Annotated in this window: 14 protein-coding genes; 5 read left to right on the forward strand and 9 right to left on the reverse strand. The window is 65.6% G+C overall.

Annotated elements, in window-relative coordinates:
* Positions 1-106: 106 nt before the first annotated feature.
* From GTP77_RS22605 to GTP77_RS22620, 4 genes are all read right to left on the reverse strand, one after another.
* On the reverse strand, positions 107-2,149 hold the full coding sequence (locus tag GTP77_RS22605) for a M13 family metallopeptidase (RefSeq protein WP_308807768.1): 2,043 nt from the start codon (positions 2,147-2,149) through the stop codon (positions 107-109).
* A 149-nt stretch (positions 2,150-2,298) separates the two neighbouring features.
* The gene (locus GTP77_RS22610; RefSeq protein WP_161074412.1) at positions 2,299-4,347 is read right to left on the reverse strand and encodes a M13 family metallopeptidase; all 2,049 of its coding nucleotides are present in this window, start codon (positions 4,345-4,347) and stop codon (positions 2,299-2,301) included.
* 17 nt (positions 4,348-4,364) lie between these two features.
* Complete coding sequence (locus GTP77_RS22615; RefSeq protein ID WP_161074413.1) at positions 4,365-6,584, reverse strand: TonB-dependent receptor plug domain-containing protein; 2,220 nt, start codon at positions 6,582-6,584, stop codon at positions 4,365-4,367.
* Positions 6,585-6,675: 91 nt separating this feature from the next.
* The gene (locus tag GTP77_RS22620; RefSeq protein WP_161074414.1) at positions 6,676-7,248 is read right to left on the reverse strand and encodes a hypothetical protein; all 573 of its coding nucleotides are present in this window, start codon (positions 7,246-7,248) and stop codon (positions 6,676-6,678) included.
* 311 nt (positions 7,249-7,559) lie between these two features.
* On the opposite strand from GTP77_RS22620, the gene GTP77_RS22625 reads away from it, so the two are divergent.
* The 3 genes from GTP77_RS22625 to GTP77_RS22635 all read left to right on the forward strand — a co-directional run bounded on the left by GTP77_RS22625 (position 7,560) and on the right by GTP77_RS22635 (position 12,146).
* Positions 7,560-9,005, forward strand: a complete 1,446-nt coding sequence (locus GTP77_RS22625; protein ID WP_161074415.1) for a S41 family peptidase — start codon at positions 7,560-7,562, stop codon at positions 9,003-9,005.
* A gap of 134 nt (positions 9,006-9,139) precedes the next feature.
* Positions 9,140-10,261, forward strand: coding sequence for a beta-ketoacyl-ACP synthase III (locus GTP77_RS22630; RefSeq protein WP_161074416.1), 1,122 nt, complete (start codon positions 9,140-9,142; stop codon positions 10,259-10,261).
* Between the two features lie 157 nt (positions 10,262-10,418).
* Positions 10,419-12,146, forward strand: a complete 1,728-nt coding sequence (locus tag GTP77_RS22635; protein ID WP_161074417.1) for a cation:proton antiporter domain-containing protein — start codon at positions 10,419-10,421, stop codon at positions 12,144-12,146.
* A gap of 126 nt (positions 12,147-12,272) precedes the next feature.
* On the opposite strand, the gene GTP77_RS22640 is transcribed toward GTP77_RS22635, so the two are convergent.
* Positions 12,273-14,324, reverse strand: a complete 2,052-nt coding sequence (locus GTP77_RS22640; RefSeq protein WP_161074418.1) for an NADPH-dependent 2,4-dienoyl-CoA reductase — start codon at positions 14,322-14,324, stop codon at positions 12,273-12,275.
* Between the two features lie 167 nt (positions 14,325-14,491).
* Between GTP77_RS22640 and GTP77_RS22645 the strand changes: the two genes are divergently transcribed.
* Entirely contained in the window at positions 14,492-15,073 is a 582-nt protein-coding gene (locus GTP77_RS22645; RefSeq protein ID WP_161074419.1) for an SRPBCC family protein, read from the forward strand.
* Positions 15,074-15,097: 24 nt separating this feature from the next.
* Here the strand turns inward: GTP77_RS22645 and GTP77_RS22650 are convergent, their stop codons facing one another.
* The 4 genes from GTP77_RS22650 to GTP77_RS22665 are packed head-to-tail and all read right to left on the reverse strand — an operon-like array spanning position 15,098 to position 18,352.
* Positions 15,098-15,550, reverse strand: coding sequence for a hypothetical protein (locus GTP77_RS22650; protein WP_161074420.1), 453 nt, complete (start codon positions 15,548-15,550; stop codon positions 15,098-15,100).
* A gap of 12 nt (positions 15,551-15,562) precedes the next feature.
* On the reverse strand, positions 15,563-16,003 hold the full coding sequence (locus GTP77_RS22655) for a DUF2721 domain-containing protein (RefSeq protein ID WP_161074421.1): 441 nt from the start codon (positions 16,001-16,003) through the stop codon (positions 15,563-15,565).
* Between the two features lie 54 nt (positions 16,004-16,057).
* Entirely contained in the window at positions 16,058-17,014 is a 957-nt protein-coding gene (gene pip, locus GTP77_RS22660) for a prolyl aminopeptidase (RefSeq protein WP_161074422.1), read from the reverse strand.
* 9 nt (positions 17,015-17,023) lie between these two features.
* Entirely contained in the window at positions 17,024-18,352 is a 1,329-nt protein-coding gene (locus GTP77_RS22665) for an amino acid deaminase (protein ID WP_161074423.1), read from the reverse strand.
* Between the two features lie 130 nt (positions 18,353-18,482).
* Between GTP77_RS22665 and GTP77_RS22670 the strand changes: the two genes are divergently transcribed.
* Positions 18,483-19,162 (forward strand): hypothetical protein (locus GTP77_RS22670; protein ID WP_161074424.1); only part of this gene is annotated, 680 nt, incomplete at its 3' end.

Below are 19,162 nucleotides of genomic sequence, written 5' to 3' on the forward strand. Positions count from 1 at the left end.
TACGCTGCGCTAACCCGCCCTACGATCGATACGATACGCCGGGGGTTTGGTACCGCCCCCCAAAAAAAACCGCTCGAATCATCGAGCGGTTTTTTTTCGTGCTTGCTTACCAGATGATGACGCGCTCTTTGGGAGCCAGGTACATCTTGTCGCCCTGCTTGACCTTGAAGGCTTCGTAGAAGCCCGGCTGGTTGCGCATGGTGCCGTTGGCGCGGAACTGGCCCGGCGAGTGCGGGTCGGTCTTGATGCGGCTGATCATTTCCGGATCGCGCATCTTGCTGCGCCATACTTGCGCAAAGCCCATGAAGAAGCGCTGGTCGCCCGTCAGGCCGTCGATCACCGGCGCCGGCTTGCCTTTCAGCGACAGCTTGTAGGCCTTGTAGGCAATCGCCACGCCGGAATTGTCGGCGATGTTCTCGCCCAGCGTCAGCTCGCCGTTCACGTTGTAGCCAGGCAGCGGGCTGAAGGCGTTGTATTGCGCCACCAGGGCCTTGGTCTTGGCTTCGAAGTTCTTGTGGTCGGCTGCGCTCCACCAGTCGCGCAGGTTGCCGTCGCCGTCGTACTGGGCGCCCTGGTCGTCGAAGCCGTGGCTGATCTCGTGGCCGATCACGGCGCCGATGCCGCCGTAGTTCACCGCGTCGTCCGCGTTGGCGTCAAAGAACGGCGGCTGCAGGATGGCGGCCGGGAACACGATCTCGTTCATCTCCGGGTTGTAGTAGGCGTTCACGGTCTGCGGCGTCATGCCCCATTCGTCGCGATCGATCGGCTTGCCCAGCTTGTTGATTTCCTTGTCGTAGTCGGCCTGGCGCGAACGCTGCACGTTGCCCACCAGGTCGTCGCGCGTGACCACCAGCGCGGAATAGTCGCGCCATTTGTTCGGGTAGCCGATCTTGGTGGTGAACTTGGCCAGCTTGGCTTGCGCCTGCTTCTTGGTGGCCGGGCTCATCCAGTCCAGCTTGTCGATGCTTTGCTTGTAGGCCACCAGCAGGTTCTTCACCAGCGCTTCCATGCGCGCCTTGCGCTCGGCCGGGAAGTGCTGCTCGACGTAGACCTTGCCGACCGACTCGCCCAGCGCGTTTTCAATCACCGACACGCCGCGCTTCCAGCGCGGACGCATTTCCTTGGCGCCGCTCAGCACGGTGCCGTAGAAGGCGAAGTTTTCGTCGACGAAGGCTTTCGACAGGTAGGTCGCGTTGGCGCGCACGGTATGCCATTGGAAGTAGGCTTTCCAGGTCTCCAGCGGGGTGGCCGCCAGCAGTTCACTGAAGCCTTTCAGGTAGCTCGGCTGGCTGACGATGACGTAGTTCACCTTGCCGGTGATTTTCAGCGCGTCCAGGTAGGCGTTCCAGTCGTAGCCGGGGGTCAGTTCGCCCAGCTTGGCGACCTCGACCTTGTTGTAGGCTTTCACCGGGTCGCGCAGCTCGACTTTGCTCCACTGGATCTTGGCCAGCTCGGTTTCCAGCGCAATGATGGCCTTGGCCTTGGCGGCGCCGTCGGCGTCGCCGGCCAGCGTCAGCATCTTGGCGATGTGCAGCTGGTACTTGGCCAGCGTGTCGGCCAGCTTGGCGTCGTCTTTTTTCAGGTAGTAGTCGCGGTCCGGCAGGCCCAGGCCGCTCTGGCTGAAGTCCACCACGTATTTGGTGGAGTCCTTGTTGTCCTGGTGGATGCCGAGGTCGATGGGGGCGCTGGCGCCGGTCTGGTTGTTGTGGGCGATCAGCGCAGGCAGCTGCTTCTTGTCGCTCAGCGCGGCGATGCGGGCCAGCTGGGCTTGCAGCGGCGCGGCGCCCAGCTGCTCCAGCCTGGCTTCGTCCATATACGACGCGTAGTAGGCGCCGATGCGCTGCTCGTCCGCGCCGGCGTTCTGCTTGGCGGCGGCCTGCTCAATGATGGCGCGCAGCTGCGGCTGGATGTCGTCGTGCAGCTTGGCGAAGGCGCCCCAGTTGGACTTGTCGGCCGGGATCTCGGTGGTGGCCAGCCACTTGCCGCTCAGGTGGGTAAAGAAGTCGTCCTGCGCGCGCACGGCGGGATCGACGTATTCCACGGCAATGCCGGAAGTCAGCTTGCCGCCGGTCGGGCTTTTGGCGGCGTCGGCGGCGCCGGCCAGGCCGGTTGCGCTGGCCAGCAGGGCCAGGGTTAATGCACTCAACAAATGTCGTTTCACAGCGATGCTTCCTCTCGAATAGGTCTGGTTTTATGTCCGGCTCGTGACCGGGATTTTTACTCTAGCACAGAGCCTTGCGGCAGATGACAAAATGACCACAAGTAGTGGCCATTTTGTCGTTTCCGATTACTGAAGATTTACCAGATGATCACGCGCTGCGCCGGCGCCAGGTACATCGGGTCGCCTTCCTTCACGCCGAACGCTTCGTAGAAGCCGGGCTGGTTCTTCATGGTGCCGTTGGCGCGGAACTGGCCGGGCGAGTGCGGGTCGGTCTTGACCTGCTTGATCTGCGCTTCTTCGCGCATCTTGCTGCGCCATACCTGGCCGAAGCCCATGTAGAAGCGCTGCTCGCCGGTCAGCTTGTCGATCACCGGCGCAGGCTTGCCGCCCAGCGACAGCTTGTAGGCCTTGTAGGCCACGGCCACGCCGGAGTTGTCGGCAATGTTCTCGCCCAGGGTCAGCGCGCCATTGACGAAGTAGCCCGGCAGCGGGCTGTAGCTGTCGTACTGCTTGGTCAGCGCGTCGGCCTTGGCCTGGAAGTTGGCGCGGTCACTGGCGCTCCACCAGTCGCGCAGGTTGCCGTCGCCGTCGGATTGGCTGCCCTTGTCGTCGAAGCCATGGCTGATCTCGTGGCCGATGACGGCGCCGATGCCGCCGTAGTTCACCGCGTCGTCGGCGCGGGCGTCGAAGAACGGCGGCTGCAGGATGGCGGCCGGGAACACGATCTCATTGGTGGTGGAACGGTAGTAGGCGTTCACGGTCTGCGGCGTCATGCCCCATTCCTCGCGGTCCACCGGCGCGCCCAGCTTGGCCAGGTTGCGCTTGTAGCCGAACTCGGCGGCGCGGCGCATATTGCCGGCCAGGTCGCCCGAGACGATGGACAGGCCGCTGTAGTCGCGCCATTTGTTCGGGTAGCCGATCTTGGTGGTGAACTTGGCCAGCTTGGCTTGCGCCTCGCGCTTGGTCTCGGGGCTCATCCAGTCCAGGTTGTCGATGCTGTCCTTGTAGGCCGCCATCAGGTTTTTCACCAGCGCTTCCATGCGCGCCTTACGGTCGGCCGGGAAGTACTGCGCTACGTAGAGCTTGCCCAGGCCTTCGCCGATGGCGCCTTCCACCACGCGCACGCCGCTTTTCCAGCGCGGCTCCTGCACCGTCACGCCGTTGATGACGCCGCTGTAGAACGCGAAGTCGGCGTCGGAGAAGGCCTTGCTCAGGTAAGGCGAGGCGTCGCGCAGCAGCTGCCACTCGAAGTAGGCCTTCCAGGTGTTCAGGTCGGTCGCTTCGGCCACTTTGGCGAAGCCGGCCAGGTAGCTCGGCTGGTTGACGATGATGGTGTCGGTCTTGGTGGCGATGCCGGCCTTGCCCAGCGCGTCCTTCCAGTCATAGCCCGGCGCCAGCTCGGCCAGCTTGGCGATCTCGGTCTTGTTGTAGCGCTTGACCGGATCGCGGTTGTCGACCTTGGTCCACTGCACTTCGGCCAGCGCGGTTTCCAGCGCCATGATGGCTTTCGCGTCCTCGGCGGCGTTCTTGTGGCCGGCCAGGGTCAGCAGTTTTTCGATGTGGGCGACGTATTTTTCGCGCACGGCGGCCAGGCGGGCGTCGTCCTTCTTCAGGTAGTAGTCGCGGTCCGGCAGGCCCAGGCCGCTCTGCGCGATGCTGGCGGCGTGCTGGGTGGAGTTGCGCGCGTCCTGGCTGATGTAGACGCCGTACGGCACCGCCACGCCGATGCGGGTCAGGTGGGCGATCATGCCCGGCAGGGCCTTCTTGTCCTTCAGGCCGCGAATGGCGCTCAGCTCGCCGGCCAGGGGCTTGGTGCCCAGCTTTTCCAGCGCCGCTTCGTTCATATAGCTGGTGTACAGGTCGGCGATCTTCTGCGCCTCGGTGCCCTGCTTCTGCTTGGTCTTCTGCGCGTCTTCGATCAGGCCGCGCAGCTGCGGCAGCGTGTCGTCGCGCAGCTTGGCGAAGGAGCCCCAGCTCGACTTGTCGTCCGGGATCTTGGTCGCTTTCAGCCAGCCGCCGTTCAGGTGGGTGAAGAAGTCGTCCTGCGCGCGCACGCCGGCGTCGATGTACTGGGTGTCGATGCCCGAGATCGGGGCCGACGACGGCGCAGGGTGGTCGCCCTCATGCGCGTAAGCTTGGGTTGCCATCAGACCGATGACCAGGGTGCTCAGCAAAGTACGTTTCATCAACTGCTCTCTCCTCGTTAGAATTTGGTTTCCAGGCGCGCAGTCCACACTCGGTAAGTGGGGTTGAGCGTCGTGGAACGTTGCGACAGGCCATTAGTGTAGACCAGGTTGCTGCCGGTGGCGTCGTCGGCCAGCAGGTTCGCCGCCGCCAGGCGCAGCTGCGTCAGCGGCGTCATCTTCCACAGCACATGCGCATCCACCACGCGCTTGCGGCTGCTTTCCACCGTCTGGCTCAGGCTGCTTTGCACACGGATCGCCGGGGTCCAGTTGTAGCTGGCGCCCATGGACAGCGGCAAATCCTTCATGCGGTAGTCCAGGCCCAGGTTGGCGGTCTGTTTCGGCTGCTGGTCCAGGCGGTTGTCCGGGCCGGGCACGCCGTCCACGCGCGACCAGAAGCGGCTGTAGTTGCTGCGGAAATCAATCGCGGGCGCGTCGTCCATCAGCTCGGCGAGCTGGAACTTGGCCTCCAGCTCCACGCCCTTGGTGCGCGCGTGCGCCACATTGCCCGGCGTGGACACCCAGCGCGGGCCGGCGCTGCCGGGCTTCAGGCTCAGCTCGCGGCGGATCAGGTTGTCGATGTCGCGCACGAAGCCGCTGGCGCTGACGATGCCGCTGCGGCCCAGGTAGTGTTCGAAGGCCATGTCCAGGCCGGTGGCCAGTTCGGGCTTCAGTTCCGGATTGCCGGTGCGGTCCGGGCGCGTGGCGCTGTTCAGGCGCGACAGCACGGGCAAGGCGATCAGGTCCTGCACATTGGGCGACTTGTAGCTCTTGGTCAGGCTCATGCGCAGCTGGTCCTTGCCGGCGCCGGGAATGCGGTAGACGCCGTGCAGCAGCGGGCTGAACACGGAGCTGGTGTTGCTCACCGTGCCGGCGCTCCCGATCGCAGCAGTGCTGCGATCGCTGGTGGTGCGGATGCCTTCCCAGCGCGCGCCCATGTACACGCCCCACTGCGGCGTGATGTCCCACTCGTCCTGCGCAAACACGGCCACGCGGCGGGTGTCGGCGGTGAGGTTGTCGCCCGAGTCGTCGAACTGCGCGTTGCCGTTCTTGTCCGTGCCCACCTTGGTCTGCTCGCGGCGGCTGGTTTCCACGTCCCAGCCGGCCGCCAGCAGATGGCCTTCGCCCAGCGGCGAGCTGTACTTGCCGCCGGTGTTGAAGCCGCGGTCGCGCGTGCTGTCGGTGTCGTGGAAGCGGTCCAGCAAGACGCCGGCGGCGTTGAACTGATTGCGCACGGCGTCGCTGTCGCGCTTTGCCAGGCCCAGGCCGAACTTCACGTCCAGCTTGGCCGCGCCCTGCAGCTTGTGCAGCCAGTTGCCGAAGCCGCGCATCATGGTGGAACTGGCGTGGGTGTGCGACAGCGCCAGGTTGTATTCCGGCGGCACCGCGCCGCCCAGCTGCGCCAGGTCGCTGCGCGCATCGGTGTCGCCGCGGCTGGCCATGATGAAGGGCTGGAAGTTCAGCGTGTCGCCATTGTCGAACTTGTAGGACAGGCGCGGCGTCAGGTGCAGGTTCTCGCTGCTGCCGCTGCTGTGCTCTTCCACGTTCTGCAGCTTGGTCACGTCGCCGTCGTCCTCGGTGTCGCGGATGACGGACTCGCCCAGGTCCTTCTGGCGGTTCTTGCTCAGGCTGGCGGACAGGGTGTAAGTCAGGCTGCCCGCCTTGCCCGGCACGGTGAGGGACACATTGGGCGTGTGCAGATTGCGCTCGTAGCTGTCGGCCAGCTTGAGCTGGATGTCGCGCTGCTGGTAGCCGTCGCGCAGGATCACGTTGATGGTGCCGGCGATGGCGCGGGTGCTGTTCTCGGCCACCGGGCCGCGCATCACTTCCACGCGCTCCACCTGGTCCGGCGACAGCGACTCCAGCGAAAAGCCGGCCGGCGCGCGCTCGCCGTTGAGCAGGATCTGCGTGTAGCCGCTGCCCAGGCCGCGCATGCGCACGTCGCCGCCCCGGCCGGGACGCCCGCCGCCCAGCGTGACGCCGGGCAGGCGCTTGAGCACTTCGCCCAGGGTGGTGTCGCCGTTGCGGTCCAGCTCCTCGCGGCCGAAGACCTGCTTGCCGGCGGTGGAGTTGCGGCGCTCGGCCATGTCGTCCTGGCGGCCGCCGCTGATGGTGACTTTCTGGATGTCCTTGCTGTCTTCCTTGGCGGGCTGGACTTTTTCCTGGGTTTTTTCCTGCGCGCTGGCGTTGAGGTGGGCGCCGATTAAAGCCAGGCAGGCGAGAGGAATCAATTTACGCATGCCTGCATTTTAAGCGGCGGAAACCGCAGCCGTCCCCGCCGGCGGCCGCTTTTTACTTTTCGATACAAGCCATACAACAGCAGGACCGGCCCTAGCGGCCGCCGGGACCGCCCTGCCCGCCCATGCCGCCTCCCATCCCGCCGCCCATGCCGCCCTTGCCCTTGTGGCCGCCGCGCCCTTCGCCGCCGCCCTCTTTCGGACGCTCGCCGCGTTCGCCGCCGCCTTCCACGCGCTGCATCTGCTCGGCCAGGAACACCGCCACCTGCCTGCGCTGGGTTTCATCCAGGGCATCATTGACATCCAGCCACCATGCGCGCAGCTGCTTCTCCTCCGCCGCCGACGCGGCCGCCTCCGCCTCCAGGCCGCCCGCCAGGTCGCGCAATTCCACGTCCTTGCCGTCCAGCGCCGGGCGCAGCGCGGCCTGCATGCGTTCACGGCGCGACTTGCGCTCGCGCAGCAAGGCCTTGGTGCGGCTCTCGGTCTGCTGCCACAGCGTGGCCTGGTTGGTGGTCAGGTTCAGCTCCTTGCGGAAGTCCGTCGCCATGGCCAGCAAATCCTCGGCGCGCATATCCATGACCGGCACGGCGAAAGAAGGCACAGCGAAAGCCAGCGCGGTGGTGAACAGCAGGCCGCGCGCGTATTGGGAAATCAGGTTGCGTGTCATCGGGTCTCCGGACAAAAAAAAGCCCACGCAGGGTGCGCAGGCCAAAAAACCACTACAGGGTTGAGAAGAACTACCAACCCAGTGTAGGGCGCGGATTTGCGCTCTTCCCGGACTCTTACAATTCCTTACGGTCGTGAACGCGGCCTTAACAGAAGGGATAAAAGCGCAATATTGGCGGCCTATCATGCTGTGGTGTAAAACGCCGTAAAGACGAGATAAATTACGGCCGAGCTACGCAGCTTGCCGGAAATCAGGTTTATACTGTTTTTGCGCGCAGTAGGATGACTGCGGCAGCTAGACACAGGTGAAACATGGGCAAGAAACTCAAAAATACCGGGCTGGTTGGCCTGGGTGTCGTCGCCGGCATTGCTGTCTCCCTGCAATTCTCCGCCATGGCCCAACGGCCTGCCGACCCGGCCCTGCCGCTGGAAGAACTGCGCCAGCTGGCCGACGTGTTCGGCCTGATCAAGTCCGACTACGTGGAAGCGGTGGAGGACAAAAAGCTGCTGACCGAAGCCATTACCGGCATGGTCGCCTCGCTCGATCCGCACTCCGCCTACCTTGATAAAAAAGCCTACGCCGAACTGCGCGAAGGCTCGCAGGGCAAGTTCGTCGGCCTCGGCATCGAGATAGGGCAAAGCGAAGACGGCTACATCAAGATCGTGGCCCCGATCGAGGATTCGCCGGCCTACCGCGCCGGCATCAAGGCGGGCGACCTGATCACCCGGCTCGACACCACCCCGGTCAAGGGCCTGAGCCTGGACGACTCGGTGAAGAAGATGCGCGGCGAGCCGCACACCAAGGTGTCGCTGACCATCCTGCGCAAGGACGAACCGGAACCGCTGGTGTTCCACATCACGCGCGAAGAAATCGTGCAGAAAAGCGTGAAGGCGAAAATCGTCGAACCGGGCTACGCCTGGCTGCGCGTGGCGCAGTTCCAGGAACCCACGGTGGACGACCTGGCCGCCAAGATCACCGAACTGTACAAGCAAGATCCCCATATCAAAGGCCTGGTGCTGGACCTGCGCAACGACCCGGGCGGCGTGCTGCAAGGCGCCATCGGCGTGGCGGCGGCCTTCCTGCCCAGGGACGCGGCCATCGTCTCGACCAACGGCCAGCTGCCGGACTCGCGCCAGACCTTCTACGGCCGCCCCGAGTTCTACGCGCTGCGCAGCGAAGGCGATGCGCTGTCCAAGCTGCCGGCGGCGATCAAGAACGTGCCGATGGCCGTGCTGGTCAACACTGGTTCCGCCTCCGCCTCCGAAATCGTGGCCGGCGCGCTGCAGGACTACAAGCGCGCCACCATCATCGGCAGCCAGACCTTCGGCAAGGGCTCGGTGCAGACCATACGCCAGCTCACGGCCGACACCGCCGTCAAGCTGACCACGGCGCGCTACTACACGCCGAACGGCCGCTCCATCCAGGCCAAGGGCATCACGCCGGAACTGCTGGTGGACGAAAACGCCGACGGCGACGGCCTGAACGCGCTGCGCATGCGCGAAGCGGACCTGGTCAAGCACCTGTCCAACGACCGCGAGCAGGAAGCGGCCAAGACCAAGCGCGACGAAGCCGAAGAACAGCTGCGCATCCTGGCGGCCGAGCGCAAGCGCAAGCCACTGGAATACGGCAGCGGCGAGGACTTCCAGCTGCAGCAGGCGCTGAACCATCTGAAAGGCCTGCCGGTGCAGCTGGCCAAGCAGGAATCGAAGCTGGTGCAGGTGGTGGACCCCGCCGCCAAGGACCCCATGCGAAAATAAAGTCCGTTTCCACGGCAATCCGGCAAGCTGCGGCGCCCTTGGGGCGCCGTTCTTCATTTTTAGTACGAGCGTTCGTGTAGAATTTCTCCAATAAAAAGGCGACAGCCCTATCCACAAGAGAAAGATTGAAGAATATGAAACAAGTCGTCATCAGCGGCACCGGCCTGTACACGCCACCGAACTCCATCAGCAACGAAGAACTGGTGGCCTGCTTCAACGCCTACGCCGAGCAGTTCAACGCGGACAACGCGGGCGCCATCGAAGCGGGCACGGTGACGGCGCTGGAACCGTCCAGCGTGGCCTTCATTGAAAAAGCGTCCGGCATCAAGTCGCGCTACGTGATGGAAAAGGAAGGCATCCTCGACCCGAAGCGCATGGTGTCGCGCATCGCCGAGCGCGCCGATGACGAGCTGTCGCTGCAGGCCGAGATCTGCGTGGCCGCCGCGCAGCAGGCGCTGGACCGCGCCGGGCGCAGCGCCGCCGACATCGACATGGTGCTGGTGGCCTGCTCGAATATGCAGCGCGCCTACCCGGCCATGGCGGTCGAAGTGCAGCAGGCGCTGAACATCGACGGCTACGGCTTCGACATGAACGTGGCCTGCTCCTCGGCCACCTTCGGCATCCAGCAGGCGGTGGCGGCGGTGCAGAGCGGCCAGGCGCGCGCGGTGCTGGTGCTCAACCCCGAGATCACCAGCGGCCACCTGAACTGGCGCGACCGCGACAGCCACTTCATCTTCGGCGACGCCTGCACGGCCATCGTGATCGAAGCCAAGGACGCGGCGGTGTCGCAGCACCAGTTCGAGATCCTGGACACCAAGCTCAAGACCAGCTTCTCCAACAACATCCGCAACAACTTCGGCTTCCTGAACCGTTTCGACGAAGCGGGCGCGGGCCAGCCGGACAAGCTGTTCAAGCAGCAGGGCCGCAAGGTGTTCAAGGACGTGTGCCCAATGGCCGCCGAGATGATCAAGGAAAGCATCGCGCGCGCCGGGCTGGAAGTGCCGCAGGTGAGCCGCTACTGGCTGCACCAGGCCAACCTGAACATGAATCTGCTGATCAGCAAATTGATTCTGGGCCGCGAAGCCGAGCCGGGCGAAGCGCCGGTGATACTGGACAGCTACGCCAACACCTCGTCGGCCGGCTCCATCATCGCCTTCCACAAGCACCAGGACGACCTGCCGACCGGCGCGCTGGGCGTGATCTGCTCCTTCGGCGCCGGCTACTCCATCGGCGCCGTCGTGGTCCGCAAGCTGTAATCCCACACTTCTAGTCCTCCTCCTACAGGCAAGCTGAGCCGCATTCCTTCCATTTCGGGGTCAGACCCCGGATTTGGAAAATGCGGCTCAGCCTGCTTGGGCGCCGGCATGTGCTACCCTTGGGTTGATCATTCACCCTCACAGGAGCCCCGCACGCATGCCCCACGACATTCCCCTGATCACCACCATCGCCGCCGCCCTCGGATTCGGGCTGGTATTCGGCTTCATCGCCACGCGCTTGAAATTGCCCGCGCTGGTGGGTTACCTGGCCGCCGGCATCCTGATTGGCCCCGCCACGCCGGGCTTCGCGGCCGATACGGTGCTGGCCGGGCAGCTGGCGGAGATCGGCGTGATGCTGATGATGTTCGGGGTCGGCCTGCATTTTTCGCTGGACGATTTGTGGGAGGTCAGGCGCATCGCCTTGCCGGGCGCCGTGCTGCAGATCGCCGCAGCCACCGGCATGGGCATGGCGCTGTCGCACTGGTGGGGCTGGAGCATCGGCGGCGGGCTGGTGTTCGGCCTGGCGCTGTCCGTGGCCAGCACGGTGGTGCTGCTGCGCGCGCTGGAGGAGCGCGGCATCCTCGATTCCTTCAACGGCCGCATCGCGGTCGGCTGGCTGGTGGTGGAGGACCTGGTCACCGTGCTGGTGCTGGTGCTGCTGCCGCCGCTGGCGTCCTCGCTGGGCGGCGCCGCGCCCGACGACGGCCACGGCGTGGCCGATGCCGCCGTGCCGCTGTGGCAGACGCTGGCCATCACCTTCGGCAAGGTGGGCGGCTTCATCGCCTTCATGATGCTGATCGGCCGCAAGCTCTTCCCCTGGCTGCTGTGGCAGGTGGCGCGCACCAATTCGCGCGAGCTGTTCACGCTGTGCGTGATCGCGGCCGCCGTCGGCATCGCCTACGGCGCCACCAAGCTGTTCGGCATCTCCTTCGCGCTGGGCGCCTTCTTCGCCGGCATGGTGCTGCGCGAGTCGGAACTGAGCCACCGCGCGGCCGAGGAGTCGCTGCCGCTGCGCGACGCGTTCGCCGTGCTGTTCTTTGTTTCGGTGGGCATGCTGTTCGAGCCGTCCATCGTCACCGAGCAGCCACTGAAGCTGCTGGCGGTGGTGGCCATCATCGTGTTCGGCAAATCGATTGCCGCCTACTTGCTGGTGATCGTGCTGCGCTATCCGCTGCGCACGGCGCTGACGGTGTCGGCCAGCCTGGCGCAGATCGGCGAGTTCTCTTTCATCCTGGCGGCGCTGGGTATTTCGCTCAAGCTGATGCCGCACGAGGGCCAGAGCCTGATACTGGCCGGCGCCATCATCTCCATCGCGCTCAACCCGCTGGTGTTCGCGGCGGTGAAACCGCTGGAGCGCTGGTTCGGCCGCAACGCCGGCCTGGCCGCCAAATTCGACCGCAGCGCCGATCCGCTGGCCGAACTGCCGATGTCGGTGCCGCAGGAGCATCTGCATGACCAGGTGGTGCTGGTGGGCTACGGCCGCGTGGGCCGGCGCATCGCCGCCACGCTGGCTGCCAAGGGCATTCCCTATGTGGTGGCGGAGCAGAACCGCGAAGTGGTGGACCAGCTGCGCAAGGACGGCATTCCTGCCGTGGCGGGCAACGCGGGCGAGCCGGCGGTGCTGATCCAGGCCCACATCGCGCGCGCGCGCATGCTGGTGATCGCCACGCCGGACACCTTCCACGTGCGCAGCATGGTGGAGACGGCGCGCGCGCTCAACCCCGGCATCAAGACCGTGGTGCGCACGCACAGCGAGGAGGAAGCGGAGTTGCTGCGCACGGAACGCGCCGGCGAGATCTTCATCGGCGAGCAGGAACTGGCCAAGGGCATGGCCGAATTCGTGAGCGAGGAATTTGCACATGCGCAGAAGGGCGCTGCGCATTAAGGTTACGGGCGGCGCTTTGGCGGGTTACGCGTTCCGCTAACCCGCCCTACGGGTTCTCGCGCGTTCACGGTTTGATCGTTGATCGTAGGTCGGGTTAGCCGGCGCCGGCCGGCGTAACCCGCCGCTTCACAGGCTCACGGCCAGCTCGGCGCCTTCCTTGATGGCGCGCTTGGCGTCCAGCTCGGAGGCCAGGGCGGCGCCGCCGATTTTGTGGAAGCGCGGGGTGCCGCCGGCCGGCGATGCGTCCCCGCTGCCTTCCGGCGACATCAGTTCGGCCAGGCTGTCCTGCCCGGCGCAGATGACCACGTTGTCCACCGCCAGCAGGCGCTCGCCGCCGTCGACCGTGATGTGCAGGCCTTGGTCGTCGATCTTGTTGTACTGCACGCCCGCCAGCATCACCACGCCGTTGCGCGCCAGGACCGCGCGGTGCACCCAGCCCGAGGTCTTGCCCAGGCCTGCGCCCAGCTTGCTGGTCTTGCGCTGCAGCAGGTAGAGCTGGCGCACCGGTTCTTCTGCGTGCGGCGCGACCAGGCCGCCGCCGGTGGTGGCTTTCAGGTCCACGCCCCATTCCTGGGTCCACCTTTCCACCGCCAGCGGCAGCGGCTTGCGCGTGTCGTGCAGCAGGTATTCGCCGACGTCGAAGCCGATGCCGCCCGCGCCGATAATGGCGACCCGCTTGCCGACCGGCTTTTTGTGCGCCAGCACGTCCAGGTAGGACAGCACTTTCGGATGGTCTATGCCGTCGATCGGCGGCTTGCGCACCTGGATGCCGGTGGCGACGATCACGTCGTCATAGCCGCCCGCCAGCAGCGCTTCGCGCGCGACGCGCTGGCCCAGGCGCAAGGTCACGCCGGTCAGCTCGAGCTTGCGCTTGAAGTAGCGTATGGTCTCGGCGAATTCTTCCTTGCCCGGGATCTGCATGGCGACCTTGAACTGCCCGCCTATGCTGTCGCTGGAGTCGAACAGGGTGACGTCGTGGCCGCATTCGGCGGCCACCGTGGCGGCCGACAGGCCGGCCGGGCCGGCGCCCACCACGGCCACCTTGCGGCGCTTGGCGGCGGGCTTGTAGACCAGCTCCGTCTCGTGGCAGGCGCGCGGGTTGACCAGGCAGCTGGCGCGCTTGTTGGAGAAGGTGTGGTCCAGGCAGGCCTGGTTGCAGCCGATGCAGGTGTTGATTTCGTCGGTGCGCCCGGCCGCCGCTTTCACGACGAACTCGGGGTCGGCCAGGAAGGGGCGCGCCATCGAGACCATGTCGGCGTCGCCGCGCGCGATGATGTCTTCCGCTTCGCCCGGCATGTTGATGCGGTTCGAGGCCACCACCGGAATGCTCACTTCGCGCCGCAGCCGGCCCGCCACGCTGGCGAAGGCGGCGCGCGGCACCGAAGTGACAATGGTGGGCACGCGCGCTTCGTGCCAGCCTATGCCGGTGTTCAAGATGGTCACGCCGGCGTGCTGCAGTTCCTTGGCCACGGCCAGCACGTCGTCCCAGGTGTTGCCGCCGTCGACCAGGTCGAGCAGCGAGTGGCGGTACATGATGATGAAGTCCGGCCCCACGGCGGCGCGGATGCGCTTGACGATTTCCACCGGCAGCCGCATGCGGTTCTCGATGCTGCCGCCCCAGCGGTCGGTGCGCAGATTGGTGCGCGCGCACAGGAACTGGTTCAGCAGATAGCCTTCGCTGCCCATCACTTCCACACCGTCGTAGCCGGCCTTCTTGGCCAGCTTGGCGCAGCGCGCGTAGTCGCGGATGGTGGCCTGGATGCCGGCCTCGCTCAGCGCGCGCGGCTTGAACGGCGAGATCGGCGATTTGCGGTCGGAGGCGGACACCACGAAGGGCTGGTAGCCGTAGCGGCCCGCGTGCAGGATCTGCATCAGGATCTTGCCGCCCTCTTCGTGCACCGCGCGGGTGACCTTGCGGTGGTTGGGCACGTCGCCCAGGAAATTGAGCGTGCCGCCGAAGGGCAGCAGCCAGCCGGAGCGGTTGGGCGAGATGCCGCCGGTGACGATCAGCCCCACGCCGCCCTTGGCGCGCTCCCTGTAGAAGGCGGCCAGCTTGCCGTAATTGAAGAAGCGGTCTTCCAGGCCGGTGTGCATCGATCCCATGATGACGCGGTTGCGCAGCGTGGTGAAACCGAGGTCGAGCGGAGCCAGCAGGTGGGGGTAGCTTGGAGTTGTCATTGTGATTATTGGTAGCGTTGACCGTTGCGTGCAGGATAGTCTTGCATTAGAGCGGTTTTCTTTAGACCAATGTTACTAAAATGCCCTCCGGCCCCACGTAAATACTTATTTTGTAAGCGTATTGTGCCGTGCTTGTATTCTGCCATTGTTTCCCTTACGCTGGAACAATGAAGTCATTGTTTGCCATTTTGCTATTCAGCATTTCTGCGCCGCTACTCGCGCAGGCGCCCAAACTTGAGCTGCCGAAACTGGAAGTTTCCGTGGCGCGGGTGACGCAGGACGCGCTGCACCTGTACGAGGTGGACGCCAGCGGCACCGTGCAGGCGCCCATCGCCACCGTCTGGAAGACGCTGACCACCTATGAGCGGATGAATGAGTTCGTGCCGGACATGGCGTCCTGCCGGGTGCTGTCGCGCAATGGGAACGAGGTCATCATCGAACAGTTCGGTACGGCGCGCTTCCTGTTCATGTCCAAGTCCATCCACCTGATCGTGCGCGCCACGGAAACGCCGATGTCGAGCATAGACATCGCCCTGATTTCGGGCGATATGAAGCATTATGAGTCGCGCTGGGAACTGTTCCCGCTGCCGGACGGCGGGACCAAGGTGGTCTACAGCGGCAAGCTGGTGCCGAATTTCTACGTGCCCGGACTGCTGGGCACGAATATCATCCGCGGCGACATCGAGCGCATGATGGGCGCCGTGCTGGCGCGCATCGACAAGCCCGATGCGGCGGCCACCCGCAACTAGGCGGGCTGCCGCGCTAGCGGGCGCTTACTGCGCCGCGTAGTCCGGGCCGCGCAGTTCGGCGAACTGCTCGATGCTGCCGATCTTGATCATCACCGAATTGAGGCTCAGATTGGCCTGCATGGCGCGCCAGGCGAATTGCCATTCGCGCTCGTGCTTCTCGGCCGCCGTCTTGGTGAAGGCCGCGCCCAGGGCGGCGCGGTGGCCGTATTCCACGGCGCCGTCGATGCCGGCCCAGCTGGGCAGCGCGCGCTGCACCGCGCGGTGGATGCGCTCGCCGAATTCTTCGGTGTTGTGTATCACCAGGCAGGCGTCCGCCGTGAACAGGTCGAACAGCTTGCGGTCCCAGGCCTTGGAGAAGCTCAGCGTCAAACAGTTCGAGGCCGGGTGCAGGATGAACTGGCCTTGCGTCAGGGCCAGTTCCAGGTCGCTGCGCTCGCCGTAACGGTACAGGGTGGGGGGGCGTTGATAGTCGTGCATGGTGCTCTATTTCTATGTTGGTGGGCGCATGTGGCGGTGCGCGCGCATGGAGGCGGAAGCGATGAAGATCTCCCGCAGCAGGTAGACGAAGCTGGTGATCAGGCCCAGCATGGCCAGCACGAACAGGCCGGCGATGTATTTGTCCAGCGTGACGTTGGTGGTGTCGCCGATGAAGAGCATGGCGATGACCAGGCAAATCAGCAGGCCGCAGCCGGTGGAGGAGCCGATCGACACGTTGATCAGGTGCGAGCGCCGGTATAGCACGTCCAGCTCATTGAGGTAGCTGTCGTTGTAGCCGACGTCGAGCCGGTCTTCCAGCACGCGCGAGCGGTCTATGATGCGCGCCAGGCGGTTGGTCAGCACCATCAGGTTGGTGCAGACGCCCGTGAGCAGGAAGACCGGCGCAATCGCCAGTTGGATGATGTGTCCTATATCGCCGACTTGTATATTCATTGCGTGTGTGTGCGCTTGCAGGGTCCAGACGCTAGTGTAACAGGCCGGGCGGCCTTACTCGAAGCCGCGCAGGCGCTTGAACTGCTCGGTGGCGCCCACCAGCGCGGCTGAAATGCCGCGCTCCATGGCGCCGTGGCCGGCGTCCGGTATCATCTTTATCACCGAGCCGGGCCAGGCTTTATGCAGCTTCCAGGCCGACACCGGCGGGCAGATGACGTCGTAGCGGCCCTGCACGATCACCGCCGGCAGGTGGGCGATCTTGTCCACATTGCGCAGCAGCTGCTCGTCCTCGAAGAAGCCCAGGTTGGCCATGTAGTGCGATTCCAGGCGGCCCACGCCCAGGTCCATCGCGTCCGACGCGGCTTCCTCGGGCTGCGGCAGCAGGAACACGCGGCGGCCTTCGAAGCGGCTCCAGGCGCGCGCCGCCGGCCAGTACACGGCCGGATCGTCGCTCATGATGCGCTTCACGTAGGCTTGCAGCAGGTCGCCGCGCTCTTCGGCCGGGATGGGCGCCACGAATTCGTCGTACACGTCCGGGTGGAACCAGCGCGAGCCTTCCAGGAAGAAGTCGATCTCGGGCTGGGTGCACAGGAAGATCCCGCGCAGCACGAAGCCCAGGCAGCGTTCGGGGTGCGCCTGGCCGTAAGCCAGCGCCAGCGTGGAGCCCCAGGAGCCGCCGAACACCAGCCATTGCTCGATGCTGAACATGGCGCGCAGGCGCTCGATGTCCTCGATCAGCAGCTGGGTGGTGTTGTTGCGGCATTCGCCCACCGGGGTGGACTTGCCCGCGCCGCGCTGGTCGAACAGGATGACGCGGTATTGCTGCGGGTCGAAGAAGCGGCGGTGCGCGGGCGACAGGCCGGCGCCCGGGCCGCCGTGCAGGAACAGCACCGGTATGCCGTTGGGATTGCCCACCTCCTCCCAGTAGATGGTGTGCAGCGCGTCGACGGCCAGCATGCCGTGGCGCAGCGGGGCGATGGCGGGGAACAGGGAGGGATTCGAATCAGGCATGGCTGTCTTTCAAAAGAAGGTGTTGACCGCGTAGCGCACAGTATAGGCGTCGTCGGCCACCAGCAGCAGGGGCCATTTGTCGAAGGTGGTGCAGGGGTGGGAAATGCCGCAGCCGACCAGGTCGCCCACTTTCAGCTCCCGGCACAGCGCGTCGCCTTCGGGCAGGCGCAGATAGGCGTGCTGGTCGTTCATTTTTTCGATGCGGCAGCCGGGCGGCAAGGTGGCGGGTTCAGTGCCGCCGTCCGCCGCGGGGCGGTGATGGTACAGCGGGATGGGCAGTTCCTGGTCATACGAGGCGTCGCGCTTGCCCATGCTGAGGATGGCCAGCGTGGGCTCGGGACGCGAGGTGACCATGCTCCACACTTCCAGCGCTGGGCGCAGGCCGTCGGCGGCGTGTTCGCGCGCGCTGATGTCGTGGGTCAGGTCCTGGTAGGAGCCGTGGTCGTTGGTCAGGTAGCAGCCGCTGCGCAGCACCGGCAGCACGGGGCGCGACAGGCCGGTCAGCCCGGCGAAGCCGTGCGCCACCAGGTCGAAATAGGCGGAGCCGCCGGCCGAGAGCAGGATCTGCGCGCCGCCGAACAGCTTTTTGCCGTCCGCCTGGCGCACCAGGGCGGCCAGCTGGGACACGAAGGCGCGCACCGCTTCCACGCTGGCGGCGCGGTCGTGCCCTTGCAGCAGGCCTTCGTAGCCTTCGATGCCGGCCAGCTGCAGGCCGGGCGCGCGCGCCACTTTCTGCGCCACGGCCATCGCTTCGGCGGGCGTGCGGCAGCCGGCGCGCTTGCCGGGCAGGCCCAGTTCCACCAGCAGCGGCAGGGGGCGCGCCAGCTTGGCCTCGGCCACGCCGCGCGACAGGCGCTGCACGCCCTCCTCGGAATCGACCAGGGCGTAGAACTCGAAGGCGGGATCGTCCCTCATCAGCGCCAGCATGGCGCGGATGTCGGCCGGCGCCACCAGCTGGTTGGCCAGCAGCACGCGCCGCACGCCGTAGCGGTAGGCGATTTGCACCTGGGCGGCGGTGGCCAGCGTCATGCCCCAGGCGCCGTTGGCCAGCTGGGCGCCGAACAGCTGCGGACTCATGGTGGTCTTGCCGTGCGGCGCCAGCACCGCGCCGTAGCGGTCGCAGAAGCGGCGCATCCAGTCCAGGTTGTGCAGCAGCGCGGATTCCTTCAGCAGCGCCACGGGATAGCTGGTGTCGCCGCGCAGCACATTCCAGCGCTGCACGGGGATGGCGCCCTGGCGCAGGGGTTCGGTCAGCGGCAGCCCTTTGACGCCGGGCTGCAGCATTTGTTCGGCCAGGCTGTCCAGCGCCAGGCCGCCTTCGGGCAAGTGTCGGTCCATGATGATTCTCCTCCTGCCGTATTGTCCTACTTTTCTAAAAAAATTCTTGAAAGAATTCTGAATAAATTGGCAATTATGAGAAAATATTGCCTAACAGAACATGCATGGCATATTGATAAGTTAGGGGAATATGGGAATTCAGCATCGACGCCGCACCGGCATGGCGATACTCGCCGCCGTGCTGCTGGCGGGCTGCGCAGTGCAGCCGAACGGCCGAGGCGGCGTGGTGGTGGGGATGGACAGCGCACAGCTGTTCGGCACCACCCTCGCCACCTTTCAGTTGCAGGACGGCACCGAAGGGGCACTGCGCCGCGAGCAGAACAACGGCGCTTTCTCGATCAAGCTGAACGGCAGCATGCGCGTGGTGCCGCTGCCCAAGGCGGTGACGGCGCGCGTGGCGCGCGTTACGCCCATGGGTACGCGCACGGTGCTGGTGCTGGAGACGCAGGAACGCAACTGCCCCTACAAATACGAGGTGCTGTCGATCCAGGGCAGCGACGTGCTGCACTGGAGCCTGGGCAATTGCAACGACAGGCCACGGGTGTTCCTGGCCGAGGGCGGACAGGCGCTGTACTTCGACTTTCCTGCGCGCGACAGGCTGCAGCGCAATATCTACACGGACGGACGCATGCTCAACGCCGCTACGCTGCCTGCCAGCGGCATCGACCTGAACACGCGCCCCTTCGCCGACGCCGGCCTGAACCCGCCGCCCGGTGCGGCGCTCTCCCCTGCCCGCCCGGCGCCCGGCCTGGACGCGCAGCAGACCGGCACGGCACAGCGCGACGCGCAAGCCGGCGCGCCGTCCGGCGA

This window comes from Pseudoduganella aquatica (genome assembly GCF_009857595.1).
In the GTDB taxonomy this organism is placed as follows: Bacteria; Pseudomonadota; Gammaproteobacteria; order Burkholderiales; family Burkholderiaceae_D; genus Rugamonas; species Rugamonas aquatica_A.

Bases quoted from the DNA above. Each gene is read 5' to 3' on its own strand.
- pip (WP_161074422.1), bottom strand. From the start codon at position 17,014: ATGCCTGATTCGAATCCCTCCCTGTTCCCCGCCATCGCCCCGCTGCGC.
- GTP77_RS22610 (WP_161074412.1), bottom strand. From the start codon at position 4,347: ATGAAACGTACTTTGCTGAGCACCCTGGTCATCGGTCTGATGGCAACC.
- GTP77_RS22635 (WP_161074417.1), top strand. From the start codon at position 10,419: ATGCCCCACGACATTCCCCTGATCACCACCATCGCCGCCGCCCTCGGA.
- GTP77_RS22655 (WP_161074421.1), bottom strand. From the start codon at position 16,003: ATGAATATACAAGTCGGCGATATAGGACACATCATCCAACTGGCGATT.
- GTP77_RS22630 (WP_161074416.1), top strand. From the start codon at position 9,140: ATGAAACAAGTCGTCATCAGCGGCACCGGCCTGTACACGCCACCGAAC.
- GTP77_RS22640 (WP_161074418.1), bottom strand. From the start codon at position 14,324: ATGACAACTCCAAGCTACCCCCACCTGCTGGCTCCGCTCGACCTCGGT.
- GTP77_RS22615 (WP_161074413.1), bottom strand. From the start codon at position 6,584: ATGCGTAAATTGATTCCTCTCGCCTGCCTGGCTTTAATCGGCGCCCAC.
- GTP77_RS22625 (WP_161074415.1), top strand. From the start codon at position 7,560: ATGGGCAAGAAACTCAAAAATACCGGGCTGGTTGGCCTGGGTGTCGTC.
- GTP77_RS22645 (WP_161074419.1), top strand. From the start codon at position 14,492: ATGAAGTCATTGTTTGCCATTTTGCTATTCAGCATTTCTGCGCCGCTA.
- GTP77_RS22620 (WP_161074414.1), bottom strand. From the start codon at position 7,248: ATGACACGCAACCTGATTTCCCAATACGCGCGCGGCCTGCTGTTCACC.
- GTP77_RS22650 (WP_161074420.1), bottom strand. From the start codon at position 15,550: ATGCACGACTATCAACGCCCCCCCACCCTGTACCGTTACGGCGAGCGC.
- GTP77_RS22665 (WP_161074423.1), bottom strand. From the start codon at position 18,352: ATGGACCGACACTTGCCCGAAGGCGGCCTGGCGCTGGACAGCCTGGCC.